13 protein-coding genes are annotated in these 12,907 nt (G+C 72.8%); 7 read left to right on the forward strand and 6 right to left on the reverse strand.

All coding sequences use genetic code 11. The annotated features are described in order from the left end of the window. Positions 1-110 precede the first annotated feature (110 nt). Positions 111-1,847, forward strand: a complete 1,737-nt coding sequence (locus ACLQ2X_RS25250) for a cellulose binding domain-containing protein (protein ID WP_425683560.1) — start codon at positions 111-113, stop codon at positions 1,845-1,847. A 57-nt stretch (positions 1,848-1,904) separates the two neighbouring features. Here the strand turns inward: ACLQ2X_RS25250 and ACLQ2X_RS25255 are convergent, their stop codons facing one another. Then, positions 1,905-3,464, reverse strand: coding sequence for a pectate lyase family protein (locus ACLQ2X_RS25255; protein ID WP_425683561.1), 1,560 nt, complete (start codon positions 3,462-3,464; stop codon positions 1,905-1,907). 321 nt (positions 3,465-3,785) lie between these two features. On the opposite strand from ACLQ2X_RS25255, the gene ACLQ2X_RS25260 reads away from it, so the two are divergent. Further along, positions 3,786-5,030 carry a hypothetical protein gene (locus ACLQ2X_RS25260; RefSeq protein WP_425683562.1) on the forward strand — a complete coding sequence of 415 codons (1,245 nt, stop codon included), beginning with the start codon at positions 3,786-3,788 and terminating at the stop codon, positions 5,028-5,030. On the opposite strand, the gene ACLQ2X_RS25265 is transcribed toward ACLQ2X_RS25260, so the two are convergent. Further along, the gene (locus ACLQ2X_RS25265; RefSeq protein ID WP_425683563.1) at positions 4,968-5,972 is read right to left on the reverse strand and encodes a DMT family transporter; all 1,005 of its coding nucleotides are present in this window, start codon (positions 5,970-5,972) and stop codon (positions 4,968-4,970) included. The genes ACLQ2X_RS25260 and ACLQ2X_RS25265 overlap by 63 nt on opposite strands. On the opposite strand from ACLQ2X_RS25265, the gene ACLQ2X_RS25270 reads away from it, so the two are divergent. Next, complete coding sequence (locus ACLQ2X_RS25270) at positions 5,971-7,362, forward strand: PLP-dependent aminotransferase family protein (protein ID WP_425683564.1); 1,392 nt, start codon at positions 5,971-5,973, stop codon at positions 7,360-7,362. The genes ACLQ2X_RS25265 and ACLQ2X_RS25270 overlap by 2 nt on opposite strands. A gap of 144 nt (positions 7,363-7,506) precedes the next feature. Here the strand turns inward: ACLQ2X_RS25270 and ACLQ2X_RS25275 are convergent, their stop codons facing one another. The 4 genes from ACLQ2X_RS25275 to ACLQ2X_RS25290 all read right to left on the reverse strand — a co-directional run bounded on the left by ACLQ2X_RS25275 (position 7,507) and on the right by ACLQ2X_RS25290 (position 11,107). Next, on the reverse strand, positions 7,507-8,316 hold the full coding sequence (locus tag ACLQ2X_RS25275; RefSeq protein WP_425683565.1) for a SigB/SigF/SigG family RNA polymerase sigma factor: 810 nt from the start codon (positions 8,314-8,316) through the stop codon (positions 7,507-7,509). A 141-nt stretch (positions 8,317-8,457) separates the two neighbouring features. After that, positions 8,458-9,036 (reverse strand): GerMN domain-containing protein, encoded by a 579-nt coding sequence (locus ACLQ2X_RS25280; RefSeq protein WP_425683566.1) that lies wholly within the window; start codon positions 9,034-9,036, stop codon positions 8,458-8,460. Positions 9,037-9,086: 50 nt separating this feature from the next. After that, entirely contained in the window at positions 9,087-10,436 is a 1,350-nt protein-coding gene (locus ACLQ2X_RS25285; protein ID WP_425683567.1) for a sensor histidine kinase, read from the reverse strand. Then, positions 10,433-11,107 carry a response regulator transcription factor gene (locus ACLQ2X_RS25290; protein ID WP_425683568.1) on the reverse strand — a complete coding sequence of 225 codons (675 nt, stop codon included), beginning with the start codon at positions 11,105-11,107 and terminating at the stop codon, positions 10,433-10,435. The genes ACLQ2X_RS25285 and ACLQ2X_RS25290 overlap by 4 nt, the downstream gene beginning before the upstream one ends. Positions 11,108-11,256: 149 nt before the next feature. Between ACLQ2X_RS25290 and ACLQ2X_RS25295 the strand changes: the two genes are divergently transcribed. The 4 genes from ACLQ2X_RS25295 to ACLQ2X_RS25310 are packed head-to-tail and all read left to right on the forward strand — an operon-like array spanning position 11,257 to position 12,789. After that, the gene (locus ACLQ2X_RS25295) at positions 11,257-11,631 is read left to right on the forward strand and encodes an STAS domain-containing protein (RefSeq protein WP_425683569.1); all 375 of its coding nucleotides are present in this window, start codon (positions 11,257-11,259) and stop codon (positions 11,629-11,631) included. Beyond that, positions 11,631-11,942, forward strand: a complete 312-nt coding sequence (locus ACLQ2X_RS25300) for a hypothetical protein (protein WP_425683570.1) — start codon at positions 11,631-11,633, stop codon at positions 11,940-11,942. The genes ACLQ2X_RS25295 and ACLQ2X_RS25300 overlap by 1 nt, the downstream gene beginning before the upstream one ends. Next, positions 11,939-12,505 (forward strand): STAS domain-containing protein, encoded by a 567-nt coding sequence (locus tag ACLQ2X_RS25305; RefSeq protein WP_425683571.1) that lies wholly within the window; start codon positions 11,939-11,941, stop codon positions 12,503-12,505. Before ACLQ2X_RS25300 ends, ACLQ2X_RS25305 begins: the two co-directional genes overlap by 4 nt. After that, positions 12,499-12,789: a BON domain-containing protein gene (locus tag ACLQ2X_RS25310; RefSeq protein WP_425683572.1), complete on the forward strand. Its 291-nt coding sequence runs from the start codon at positions 12,499-12,501 to the stop codon at positions 12,787-12,789. Before ACLQ2X_RS25305 ends, ACLQ2X_RS25310 begins: the two co-directional genes overlap by 7 nt. The last annotated feature ends 118 nt before the right edge of the window (positions 12,790-12,907 follow it).

Consider the following 12,907-nt stretch of genomic DNA (forward strand, 5'->3'; position numbering starts at 1 on the left):
TACCAGGGCCGCTCGCCCAACTCCGGCGGCGACTACGGCCTCCTGCCCTACCGACCCGGACTACTCACCCTGCAACGGTGAACCCGATCCGGCCATCGAAGAGAGGTCCGATGAGAAGACATCGAACGACCCGTACCGCGGTGGTGTCCGCCGCCGCCGTCCTGCTGGCATCGACCGCGTTCGCCGCGGCGCTGCCGGCCGGCGCGGCGGCCGCCGGATGCGCGGTGGACTACGCCGTGTCGTCGCAGTGGCAGGGCGGATTCGGCGCGAACGTCACCGTCACCAACCTCGGCGACCCGGTCACGAGCTGGGCGCTGACCTGGTCCTACGGGGCCGGCCAGACCGTCACCCAGGCGTGGAACGCCACCGTGACACAGAACGGCGGCGCGGTCACCGCCCGCAACGTCGACTACAACGGGTCGATCCCGACAAACGGCACCACCTCGTTCGGGTTCAACGGCTCGTGGACCGGCAGCAACCCGGCCCCGACCAGCTTCGCCCTCAACGGCGTGAGCTGCACCGGCGGCACCACGACGCCGACCACGTCCCCGAGCACGTCACCCAGCACCTCGCCGAGCAGTTCCCCCACCAGTTCGCCGAGCAGCCCGCCGCCGACCGGGCTGGCGGACATCACGGTGAACGCCGCCACCCGCTACCAGAACATCGACGGGTTCGGGGCCGCGGTGTCCATCTGGGGTGGCGCGTGGTCGACCGCCGAAACCCAGACGCTCGTCGGGTTGGGCCCCAACCAACTGGGACTGTCCATCGTGCGGACCGGCATCTCGCCGGTGTCCGGCGAGTGGCCGACCCAGGTGAACGCCCTGAAGACCGCGAAGTCGTACGGCTCAAACGTCAAGATCATGGCGTCGCCGTGGACCGCCCCGGCGGCCTGGAAGACCAACAACAGCCGGATCAACGGCGGGAAGCTGCGCACCGACTACTACGACGACTACGCCAACCACCTCAACAGCTACGTCCAGTACATGCGTAACCAGGGCGTGGCCGTCGACGTCACGTCGGTGCAGAACGAGCCGGACTGGCACCCGGACTACGACTCGATGGACTGGAGCGGCACCGAACTGCAGACCTTCGTCCGGGAACAGGGCGCCAAGGTCCAGAACACCAGGCTGATGGTCGCCGAGGCGGTGAACCTGAACTACGGCTACACCGACCCGACGCTCAACGACGCCGCCGCCCGCAACAACATCGGCTACATCGGCGGGCACCTGTACGGCACCGAGGCCGCCGGCCGGCTCAAGCCGTACACGCTGGCGCAGCAGTACAACAAGCCGGTGTGGATGACCGAGTGGAACCTGCACGAGGCCGACGGCGGCGGCTCGAACATCTGGGGCAACCCCAGCAACACGGCGGCGTGGAACGAGACGCTCGACGACATCATGCGCACCGTGCACAAGTCGATGGAGTCGAACTGGAGCGCGTACGTCTGGTGGTACGGCAAGCGCTACTACTCGTTCATCGGTGACGGTGAGTCCGCGTACGGCACGGTGGCGGGCGCCCCGCTCAAGCGCGGGTACGCGTTCTCGCAGTACGCCAAGTACGTCCGTCCCGGCTACCAGCGGGTCGGCCTGAGCAAGAGTTCGAAGGCCTCGCCGCTGGAGGTCACCGCCTACCAGGGCGACGGAAAGATCACGCTGGTGATCCTCAACCGGTCGACGAGCGCGGTGAACAACGCGGTCATCCAGGCGCCGCAGAACATCAGCGGGGCGGAGTACGTGGCCACCTCCCAGAACGCGAGCGCGGCGGGCCAACCGGCCGCCGTGAACGGCAACCAGGTCTCCGTCACCGTCGGCGCACGGAGCATCTCCACAGTCGTGCTCACCCTCTGAGCGGCGACACGCACAGGGCGGGGGCGGCCGGATCGGCCGCCCCCGCTCGGCGTGCTGTCAGCTGGCGTACGTCTCGAACTCGCCGATCCGCGGCGTACCGTTCGAGCTGTTGATCTTGAAGTTGATCTTACGGAGCGAGGTTGCGGCGAAGGTGATCGAGCCGGCGCCGCTGCCGGACGCCAGGACCGCCCCGGTGTCGTTGTTGACCAGCTGCCACGACCCGATCGAGCCCTGGGTGCCCGAGGGCTCGCGGATGACCACCCGCGACACCCGGGTGTCGGCCCCCCACTTGACGGAGACGGTGCCGGTCGATCCGGCCGGCGACCAGTAGGTGCCGAGGTTGCCGTCGCGCACGTTGCCGTAGCTGGTCCCGTCGGCCTTGCTGGAACCGTCGGCGCCGGCTCCCGAGGCGAGGCTCAGGTTGATCCCGCTCGGCGGCGGCGTGGTGGCCGGCGGCGGCGTGGTCGGCGCGGGCGTGGTCGGCGCGGGCGTGGTCGGCGCCGGGCTCTGCGGCGTGCAGTTGCCGTCGGAGACCCGCAGGCCGGTGTTGGCGCCGGCGGTCTGCCGCACGATGTCCGGCACGCAACTCGCCCCGTCGAGCCGGTACGAGTACGGGATGCTCACGGTGGTCGTGGACGTCACGTTCGGCCCGGCCGGGTAGTTGTCGCTGCCCGGGGACGACCAGGTCACGTTGTCGAAGATGTTGCCGCTGACCTGCCAGGTGCCGCGCTCACTCGTGTAGAACGTGCCGAGCACGTCCTTGGAGTTGCGGAAGTAGTTGCTGTCCACCTTGGCCCGGGCCCCGGCCCGCGAGTTGATGCCCGACTCGCGCAGCCCGTTGTAGTGGTTGTTGTACATGTGGGCGATGCCGCCGCGCAGCAGGGGCGTACGCGAGTCGATGTTGTCGTAGAGGTTGTGGTCGAAGGTGATGTAGCCGTTCCCGCGGTCGCTCTCACTGGACCCGACCAGACCGCCGCGACCGGAGTTGCGCAGGATGCTGTAGGACAACGTCACGTACTGGGTGTCGTCCTTCATGTCGAACAGGCCGTCGTAGCCCTCCGACTCCCCGCCGGACGCCTCCAACGTGACGTGGTCGACCCAGACGTTGCGGACCGTGCTCTCCATGCCGATGGCGTCGCCGCCGTTGGAGGTGGGTGAGCCGGACTTCTTCACGTTCCGGACGGTCACGTTCTGGATGATGATGTTGCGGGAGTCACGGATGTGGATGCCGAGCTGGTCGAAGACGGCACCGCCGCCCACCCCGATGATGGTGACGTTGCTGATCTGCTTCAGCTCGATCACGCCGTCCGCGGTGTTGCAGCTCGATCCGGAGACCTTGCTGGTGTTGCCGTGGTTGATGGTCCCGGTCACCTCGATGACGATCGGGGTGCTGCTGCTGGCCCGGTTGCACAGCGCCGCGTGGATGGCGGTGCCGGTGGTGGCGCGTACGGTCTGCCCGCCCGCGCCGCCTGTGGTGCCGCCGTTCTGGGTGGCGAAGCCGGTGGCGCTGCCGGCCGCCGCCGACGCCTGCGGGGACGGCAGCGCCACGGCGACGGCGATTCCCACGACCGCCGTGGCCAGGGCCGCATGGAGTCGCAGTGCGACTGGTCTTCTCATGTCGACTCATTCCTTTTTCGAGCATGCGGGGACTGTCGCCGAGCAGCGGCAGTCACCGAATGGGAATAATGAGGAGCCACGACGCGATCAGGCGCGCCGCCGGCGAATGTCGTTTCATCTGCGATGCCCGGCCGGCACATGAAACATCGATGTAACGCAATCGTATGAAAGCGCTTTCCACAAAGGCAAGAGCTGGCGTTTGCAGGTTTTTTGCACTCCACGGGGGTCGTGCCGACGCTTGACGGGATCCGAGATCGATGGTTACCTGCACCTCACCGTGGAGATCGAAGTTCGTCTACGTCATGCCCTACGAGGAGCGCCATGCCCCATCCCCGCAGGACCCGCCCGCTGGCGGCGGTCGCCGGCGTGCTCGCCGCCGCCCTGGCCGTCTCGCCGGCACCGGCCGCACCTCTGGCCGTCTCGCCGGCACCGGCCGCACCTCTGGCAGCGGAGCCGGCCACCGGCGACACGTGGAACGCCGACCTGCGGGTGGTCGACTCCGACGACGTCAACATCCGCTGGACCGACGCCGGACTGCGCCTCGCCGACGCGCAGAACCGCCCGGCCGCACAGCGCCGGCCGGTGGCCGAGGGCATGCTGGTCACCGCGCCCCACCCGCTCGCCGTACCGGCCAACCGGGTCCGGGCCGACATCGCCGCCACCCCCGGCCCGGGCGGTGCCGTCGAGGTGGCGGCACGCGGCTGGCGATCGGGCGCCTGGACCGAGTGGCAGCCCGTGGCCGGCGGGGCCGTCTTCGACCAGCCGGTCACCCGGGTGCAGATCCGGGTGGTCCTCACTGCCGAACGGCCGTCCGCCACGCCCACCCTGCGCACGGTCCGGCTCGTCGCCGACTCGGTACCCGCCGTCGCGGCCGCCACCCCGGGCCTGACCTACCGGGTGTACGCCACCCGGGAGGGCCTGGTCGGCGGCACCACCGCCAACGGGCACGTGATCGTCTCGCGGGACCACTTCGTCGCGCTGCCGTCGGCCCGCGGCCTCGCGCCGAAGAACACCGGCGACTACACCGTACGGGTGTGCACCACGACCCGGAGCCGCTGCGAGTACGCGCCGGTCTGGGACATCGGACCGTGGAACACCAGGGACGACTACTGGAACCCGGGCGGTGTCCGGGAGACGTGGAAGGACCTGCCGCAGGGCCGGCCCGAGGCACAGGCGGCCTACCAGAGCGGCTACAACGGGGGCAGGGACCAGTTCGGACGCGTGGTGGCCAGCCCGGCCGGCATCGACCTCGCCGACGGCACGTTCTGGGACGGTCTGCTGCTGACCGACAACGCCTGGGTCGACGTCGCCTACCTCTGGACCGGCACCGGCACCCGGGGACGGATCGGCAGCGGCCCGCTCAACATCCGCTCCGGCCCGGCCACGAGCAACCCCGTCGTCGGCCTGGCCGCCACCTACGCCAACGTGCCGATCGAGTGCTCGGTCGTCGGCCAGTCGGTGAGCGGCCCCTACCGGACCACCAGCCAGTGGAACCGTCTCGCGTCAGGACACTTCGTCAGCCACGCGTACGTCTCCGGCGTGACCGGCACCGTCCCGGCCTGCTGACGGCGGCCCGCCCGGGGCGCGCGCCGGCACCGCGCCGCCCCGGGTGCGCTGGATGAGCACGACGCAGGCGAGCACCGCCCCCGCCACCACGAGCGCGCCGGGCGTGACCGCCTCACCGAGCAGCAGCGCCGACCAGAGCAGCGTGAGCACCGGCTGGACGAGCTGAATCTGGCCGACCCTGGCGATGCCGCCCCGGGCCAGCCCCGCGTACCAGGCGAAGAAGCCGAGGAACATCGACACCACTGTGAGATAGCCGAACCCGGACCAGGCGGCGACACCGCCGTGCGGCCGGTCGACGAGCGCGGCAACCGCGGTGACCGGCACGGTGACCGGGAGCGACAGCAGCAACGCCCAGCAGATCGTGCGGGCGCCGCCGAGTTCGCGGGCCAGCCGGCCGCCCTCGGCGTACCCGAGGCCGCAGAGCACCACGGCGGCGAGCAGGAACACGTCGGCGAACGACAGCGGCCCGCTGATCGAGCCGCCCACGGCGAGGAAGGCGAGCACCAGCGCCAGCCCGGCGGCGCCGGCGAGCCAGAACAGCGGCGGCGGCCGCTCGCCGGCGCGCAGCACCGCGAACACAGCGGTCATGGCGGGCAGCACCGTGACGACCACCGCGCCGTGTGCGGACGTCTGCGTGGTGAGGGCGAGCGAGGTGAACAGCGGGAAGCCGACCACGACGCCCAGCGCGACGACCGCCAGCCGTCGCCACTGGTCCCGGGTGGGGCGCGGCGCGCCGGTCAGCCGCAGGTAGGCCCACCCGAGCAGCGCCGCCCCGACCGCCCGTCCGAACGCGACGAACCAGGGGTCGAGTGTGTGTACCGCGACGCGGGTGGCCGGCAGCGACATGCTGAACGCCAGCACCCCCAGCGCACCGAGGGCGACCCCGGCACGCGGCCCCGCAGTTACCGTCGTCCGCGCAGTAGCGCTACTCTCTGCCGTCATGGCTGATGGTAGCGCTATCGATCGTGTCGCCAGGCATCTGGGTGCGCTGGCGGCGGAGGCCGCTCCCGGTACGCGGCTGCCGTCGGTCAGGGAGTTGACCGGGCACCACCACGTCTCCCCCGTCACCGTCGCCGAGGCGACCCGCCGGCTCGTCGCGGACGGGCTGGTGGAGACACGGCCGGGCCGCGGCGCGTACGTGGCGGCCCGGCGCGCCGACCCGCCGCGGGCGGACCTGTCGTGGCAGACCGTCGCGCTGGGCTCGCGGCGGGATGGCGAGGAGGAGATGCAGGCGCTGCTGGCGTTGCCGCCGTCGGGAGCGATCCCGCTGACCGGGGGCTATCTGGACCCGGACCTCCAGCCCGCCGCCGCGCTCGGTGCGGCGCTCGCCCGTGCGGCCCGGCAGCCGGCGGCCTGGCAGCGCGGCCCGGCGGAGGGGAGGCCGGATCTGCGGGCCTGGTTCGCCCGGGAGGCGGGTGGCGGCCTACGCGCCGAGGACATGGTGATCTGCCCGGGCGGGCAGGCCGCGCTCTCCTCGACGCTGCGGGCGCTCACCACACCGGGCGACACGGTGCTGGTCGAGTCCCCCACCTACCTGGGCGCGCTCGCCGCCGCGCGGGCGGCCGGGCTGCGCGTGGTGCCGGTGCCCGCCGACGCCGACGGGGTACGGCCCGACCAGCTCGCCGCCGCGTTCGCCCGCACCGGCGCCCGCCTGTTCTACTGCCAGCCGCTGTACGCCAACCCGCACGGCGCGACGCTCGCACCGGCCCGGCGCGCCCGGGTCGCCGAGGCGGTCCGCGACGCGGGCGCCTTCCTGGTCGAGGACGACTACGCCCGCGACCTCACCGTCGACGGCGAGGCCCCGCCGCCGCTCACCGCCGACGACCCGCACGGACACGTCGTCTACCTGCGTTCGCTCACCAAGTCCACCGCACCCGGCCTGCGGATCGCCGCGATCGGCGCGCGCGGGCCGGCCGGTGCCCGGCTACGCGCCGCCCGCCTGCTCGACGACCTCTTCGTGGCCGGGCCGCTGCAACAGGCCGCGCTGGAGCTCCTCACCGCACCGGCCTGGGACCGGCACCGCCGCACCGTGCGCCGGGAGTTGCGGGCCCGCCGGGAGGCTCTGCTCTCGGCGCTGGACCGGCACCTGCCGTCGCTGACTCCGCGCGACGTTCCACGCGGTGGGCTGCATCTGTGGGTACGGCTGCCGGACGGCACCGACGACATCGCGGTGACGGCGGCAGCCGCCACGGCGGGCGTCACCGTCTTCCCCGGCCGCCCGTGGTACGCCGCCGAACCCCCCGCCCCGCACCTGCGCCTCACCTACGCCGCCGCGTCCCCCGGGCAGATGGGCGAGGCCGCCCGCCGCCTGTCCACAGCCCTCCCCCACTGATCCCCGCCCCATCGGCGGTCCCGCGGTGGTACCCCCGCTGGCGGAAGCAGTCCGGCGAACCGGGCAGGCGCGGTGGTGGGGGTGGAACGGCGCGACCCCCGCCGGACGGGCCGGCGGGGGTCGCGGGAGCGGAATACGGGCGGATCAGGCCTCGGTGAGCTGGCCCCGCAGCTTGGTCAGGGCGCGGGCGAGCAGCCGCGAGACGTGCATCTGGGAGACACCCACCCGGGCCGCGATCTCGCTCTGGGTCAGGTTGCCGTAGAAGCGCAGCGTGAGGATCTTCTGCTCCCGCTCGTCGAGGGTGGCGAGCGCCGGCCCCAGGGAGGCACGCAGCTCGGCCAGCTCGTACTCGTTGTCCTCGGAGCCGAGGGTGTCGCCGAGTTCGGTGGCGCTGTCGCCGTCACCGATGGGCGTGGACAGCGAGACCGCGTTGTAGGCGCGGGCGCCCTCCAGGCCCTCCAGCACCTCTTCCTCGGTGACGTCGAGGTGGGTGGCGATGTCGGCGACGGTCGGGGCCCGGTTGAGCGTCTGGGTCAGCGTGCTGTTCGCCTCGGAGATGCGCAGCCGCAGCTCCTGCAGGCGACGCGGCACCCGGATGTTCCAGGTGCGGTCGCGGAAGTGCCGCTTGATCTCGCCGAGGATGGTCGGGATCGCGAAGCCGGCGAAGTCGACCCCACGGGAGGCGTCGAACCGGTCGACCGCCTTGATCAGGCCCAGCGCCGCAGTCTGCGCCAGGTCGCCGGCCGGCTCACCCCGGCCGCTGTAGCGGGCGGCCAGGTGGTTGGCCAGCGGCAGCCACGCCTCGATGACCTCGCTGCGCAGTGCGGCCCGCTTCGGGTGGTCGGCGGGCAGGGTGGCGAGTGCCGCGATCAGCTCGCTGGCGCGGGACTCCTCGCCGGCCTGCGGCGCGCGCTGCACCTCGGTAGCGGTCGGTGCCATGGTCATCGTGGTCATGCTGCCCTTCCTGTCCTCGGAGAACGGGTGGCCTCCCACACCGGTCGTGCCAGCCACACTAGACCAAAGGTGGCGGCTGAATCAACCGAACGGACGATGGATATTCGATGTCATATTCGGACAAGGGCGTCAGAGACGTCGTTATCTTGAGAGGAGCGGCCGGTAGTCGGCGGCGGTGAGCGGCAGCGCCGAGACACTCCCGTCCGCGCGCGGCACCTCCAGCGGCTGCCCGCCCCGACGGAACGCGACGCCGTAGACGTCCGGTCGCTGCGTGAGGCTGCACACGATCTGCCCGAACGCGAGCACCTCGTCGCTGCGGCCGATCTCCTCACCCGCCTCGCGCACGTCGACGGTCGCCACCGTCCCGCTCAGCGTCGCACCGGCCACCGACACGGTGCCCGGCAACGCCGTGGCCAACCCTCGGCGGCGCTCCCCGCCGTCCGGCCCGGCCAGCAGGTGCTGCAGGTGGGTGTCCACCCCCGGCAACCCCTCCACCCGGCGGTTGACCACCACCAACTCGTCACCCCGGACGAAACAGAACGGCTCGTCCACCCGCCCGTCCGGGTCGGCGGTCGTGGTGCCGGCCGGCGACGGGAACGGGCCCGCCGGCGGTTGCACCAGCCGCGGCTCGTCGTCCACCGGCACCCCGCAGCCGGCCAGCAGCGCGGCCACGACAAGCGCCGGCAGCAACCGGCGGGCCGGCGTACGTCCAGCGGTCAAGGGGCGCCACGACGCGCCACCACGGGCAGCCCTCGACCGGCGCCACCCGATCATCGGACCGCTCCCGGCAGCTCCACCCGGAAGCGGGCGCCCCGGTCGCGGTCCCGCACCGCCGCCGTCCCGCCGTGTGCGGCGGCGTGCTGGGCGACCAGGGCGAGCCCGAGGCCGGTGCCGTCGGTGCCGGCGCGGTCGTGCGCCGCCCGGCCCCGGACGAACCGGTCGAAGATGGCCTCCCGGTCGGCCGGGGGCACACCCGGGCCGTCGTCGTCGACCTCCAGCACACCGACGCCGTCGCGCGCGTCCAGGCGGACGGCGACGGGTCCCCCGCCGTACCGCTGCGCGTTCTCCACCAGGTTCAGCAGGGTCTGCGCGAAACGACGCCTGTCGACCCACCACCGGTGCGGGACGCCGTCGGGCACCACGACCAGGCTCTCCGGCAGCGAGCGCTCCCGGCAGGTGGCCCGGGCCAACTCGACCACGTCCACCGTCTCGCGGTGTGCCGGCTGCTCGGTACGGGCCAGCTGGATCAGGTCGTCGACCAGGCGCTGGAAACGGGTCACCTCGTCGGCGACCAGGCCGGCTGCGGTCGCGGTGCGCTCGTCCTGGTGCTCGCGCCGACGGGTCAGCACGCTCGCCGCGGCGGCCAGCGTCTGCAGCGGGGAACGCAGCTCGTGGCTGACGTCGGCGGCGAAGCGGCGGTCCCGGTCGATCCGCCGGACCAGCTCGTCGACCATCTCGTTGAAGGAGGTGGAGAGCCGGGTGAGGTCCGGGTCGGTGGTCGGGTCCAACCGGGTGGCGAAGTCGCCGGCCGCGATCCGCTCCGCCGCGTCGGCGACCGCGGTGAGCGGCCGCAGGCTGTGCCGGGTGGCGTACCAGCCCAGGGCCGCGCCCGCCCCGGCCACCATGATGGCCACCGCGATCAGCGCCAGCCCCACCACCTGGAACGTCTCCTCGACCTCCCGCAACGAGGTCAGCTCGTAGTAGCCGAGCGCGCCGGGCAGCGGCACGCCCACCAGCAGCGTGGGCTGCCCGTCGAGCTGGATGCGCTGCACCGCCGGCTGCCCGGCGGCGACCACCCGTTGCAACTCCACCGGCACCGAGCTGGCGCCGACGTCGGCGGTGCGGGCGTACCAGCCGTCGCGCAGGTGCAGCAGGGGCCGCCGGGCGCTGCCGGTGTCCAGCGTGCGCAGCACGGCCACCACGTCCGGGGTGCCGGTGTCCAGCCCGGAGCGGACCACCGCGGCGTCGTAGTAGGCGGCCCGCACCGCGGTGCGCTCGCGCTCGTCGAGCAGCGACCGGCGGGTCAGGTCGTAGGAGAACAGCGCCATCAGCGCGGCGAGCAGCAGCGCCCCGACCGCGAACGCGGCGGTGACCCGGGTGCGCAGGCCGGGGCGGCTCATCGCTGGAGCTTGTAGCCGAGGCCGCGCAGGGTGACCAGGTGACGGGGGTTGCCCGGGTCCGGTTCGATCTTCTGCCGCAGCCGGCCGACGTGCACGTCGACCAGGCGCTCGTCGCCGGTCTCGTAGCCCCACACCCGGCTGAGCAGCTGCTGGCGGGACAGCACCCGGCCGGCGTGCTCGGCCAGTTCGCAGAGCAGCCGGAACTCGGTCCTGGTGACCGGCACCGGGCGGCCCGCGCGGCGTACCTCGCCGGCCTCCGCGCTGATCTCCAGGTCACCGAAGAACTGGGCGGGCGCCGGTCCGGCCACCGTGCGTACCCGCCGCCGCAGCGCCCGCAGACGGGCCGACAGCTCCTTGATCGCCACCGGCTTGACCACGTAGTCGTCCGCGCCGGCCTCCAGCGCGGCGACGATGTCGTGGGTGTCGTCGCGGGCGCTGATCACCACCACCGGCACGTCGTCGTCCCGCCGAAGCTGACGGATTCCCTCGAAACCGTTGATTCCCGGCAGCATGAGGTCGACCAGTACATAGTCGGCGGGGTTCTCCCGCTGCTGGCGCAACCCGTCCTCCGCGGTCGCCGCCCCACGCGCGTCGTAGCCCTCCTCCTCCAGAGCGAGCTGCAGCGCCAGGCGGATACGGTCGTCGTCCTCGATCACCAGTACGGCCGTCATATGGGCATCATGACCGGCCGGGCAACAGCCACCCAACCGCGTGGCCCGTTCGCGATTTTTGTCATCGAACCGTCATGCAACCGTCCGGTGACCTCCACGATCACTACGCAGTGTGGGGATCGATCCTGATCTTCCATGGAAGCGACCTGATGCCCACCACCCTGCCGTCCCCGCCGGACTCCGCCGTGCCGCACGTACGCGTCGACATCACCGACGAGTTGGCCCTCACCGGGCTGCCCGAGGTCGCACACGTGCTGGACCGGGTGCTGGCGCTGCGCCCCCGCGAGCTGACGATCGACCTGTCGGCGTGCCGGCAGGTGGACCCGGCCGCCATCGCGTTGCTGCTGGACGTGCACCGCCGCCTCGCGCGCCGCAACGCGACCCTCACGCTGAGCAACCCGCACCCGCGGATCAGGAGCATCCTGCGGCGGTCCGGGCTGGGCGCCAGCGTGCCCGTCGTGGACACGCCGCGCCCGTCCGCGCGGGGCCGGGCCCGGGTCGCGGCGCCCCCCGAGGAGAAGTGATGACCGGGAGCACACTCGTCGGAGCCCTCGTGGTGGGACTCGCCGTCGGCGGCGCGGGGCGCCTCGCCGTACCGGGTCGCAAGGCCGCCCCGGTCTGGCTGACCCTGGCGCTCGGCGTGGCCGCCGCCCTGCTCGGCGCGATCGTGGTCGGGCTGGTGGACCGCCGCCCCGACGCGTCGGCCCTGCTGCCGCTCGTGGTGCAGGCCGGCTTCGCCGCGATCGCGGTCATCGTGGCCGTGCTGGCCGCGGGCCCCACGGCGGACGGGCGGGCACATCCCGGGCCGTCCGCCCCGCGGAAGGAGGAGGTGTGACAGTCGTACCGTCGGACCACCTGATGATGCTGATCTGTGACGGCTGCGGGGACAGTGTCACCGGCGCCGGCACCACGCTGCCCGACGCCGAGGTGGTGTGGACGCTGGTGTTCGAGCACGACTGGGTCGGCTCCCCGTTCGCGTCCGGCCCGCACCACTGCCCCCGGTGCAGCGTCCGGGCGGCCATCGCCGACGACGGCTTGGGCATCGACGACCTGGAGCAGGTCGTCGGCCCACCGGCGGCGCGCGACGTCGATCCCGCCGAGGCGGTCCGCCGGACGCTGGCGGAGCGCTCCGTGCACGGTGACCGCGAGCTCGTCGACCTCTCCGCGCTGGAGGTGATCGACTCCGCCGGCCTGGGCCTGCTGGTCCGCGCCCACCAGGACGCCCGGCGGGACGGCCGGCGGCTGTGCCTGGTCTCCCCGTCGCGATTCGTGCTCACCGTGCTGCACACCATGCGGCTCGACGGCCTCTTCGCCGTCGTCGACGGCCGCGTCCCGGTGCCGGAGTTCGCCGCTGGACCCGCTCTGCGGACCGAACAGAAGGAGCCGTCCCCGTGGTGATGCCCTGGCCGTACCCCGAGCTCCCGTTCCCCCACGGCGGGTCGGGGCCCCGGGACGCGGACACCCGGCTGGCCGCCGCCGTCGCGCAGCGACTGAGCACCGACTGGAGCACCAGGCGCCAGCAGATCACGATCACGGTGCAGAATCGGGTGGTCATCCTCGCCGGGATGGTGGCCGCGCCGGAGACCCGTCGGATCGCCGGGGAACTGGCCTGGGACGTGCCCGGCGTGTTCGACGTCTGCAACGCGCTGCGGCTCTACGGCGGGCGGCGCGCCGCCCGCTGACCCGCCGCCGGTTGCACGCATCGGCATCCACCTCTACCCTCTGCGTGGGAGCGCTCCCGCAGGCCGCCGCGTCGGCTGTCCGGGCAGATTCACGACGGGCACCGTCCGATCACACCCA

Origin of the sequence: Micromonospora sp. DT31 (assembly GCF_049841795.1) — a bacterium.
In the GTDB taxonomy this organism is placed as follows: Bacteria; Actinomycetota; Actinomycetes; order Mycobacteriales; family Micromonosporaceae; genus Micromonospora.

Excerpts from the sequence above, each read along its gene's own strand:
- ACLQ2X_RS25250 (WP_425683560.1), top strand. The coding sequence starts at position 111 with ATGAGAAGACATCGAACGACCCGTACCGCGGTGGTGTCCGCCGCCGCC.
- ACLQ2X_RS25255 (WP_425683561.1), bottom strand. The coding sequence starts at position 3,464 with ATGAGAAGACCAGTCGCACTGCGACTCCATGCGGCCCTGGCCACGGCG.
- ACLQ2X_RS25260 (WP_425683562.1), top strand. The coding sequence starts at position 3,786 with ATGCCCCATCCCCGCAGGACCCGCCCGCTGGCGGCGGTCGCCGGCGTG.
- ACLQ2X_RS25270 (WP_425683564.1), top strand. The coding sequence starts at position 5,971 with ATGGCTGATGGTAGCGCTATCGATCGTGTCGCCAGGCATCTGGGTGCG.
- ACLQ2X_RS25265 (WP_425683563.1), bottom strand. The coding sequence starts at position 5,972 with ATGACGGCAGAGAGTAGCGCTACTGCGCGGACGACGGTAACTGCGGGG.
- ACLQ2X_RS25275 (WP_425683565.1), bottom strand. The coding sequence starts at position 8,316 with ATGACCACGATGACCATGGCACCGACCGCTACCGAGGTGCAGCGCGCG.
- ACLQ2X_RS25285 (WP_425683567.1), bottom strand. The coding sequence starts at position 10,436 with ATGAGCCGCCCCGGCCTGCGCACCCGGGTCACCGCCGCGTTCGCGGTC.
- ACLQ2X_RS25290 (WP_425683568.1), bottom strand. The coding sequence starts at position 11,107 with ATGACGGCCGTACTGGTGATCGAGGACGACGACCGTATCCGCCTGGCG.
- ACLQ2X_RS25295 (WP_425683569.1), top strand. The coding sequence starts at position 11,257 with ATGCCCACCACCCTGCCGTCCCCGCCGGACTCCGCCGTGCCGCACGTA.
- ACLQ2X_RS25300 (WP_425683570.1), top strand. The coding sequence starts at position 11,631 with ATGACCGGGAGCACACTCGTCGGAGCCCTCGTGGTGGGACTCGCCGTC.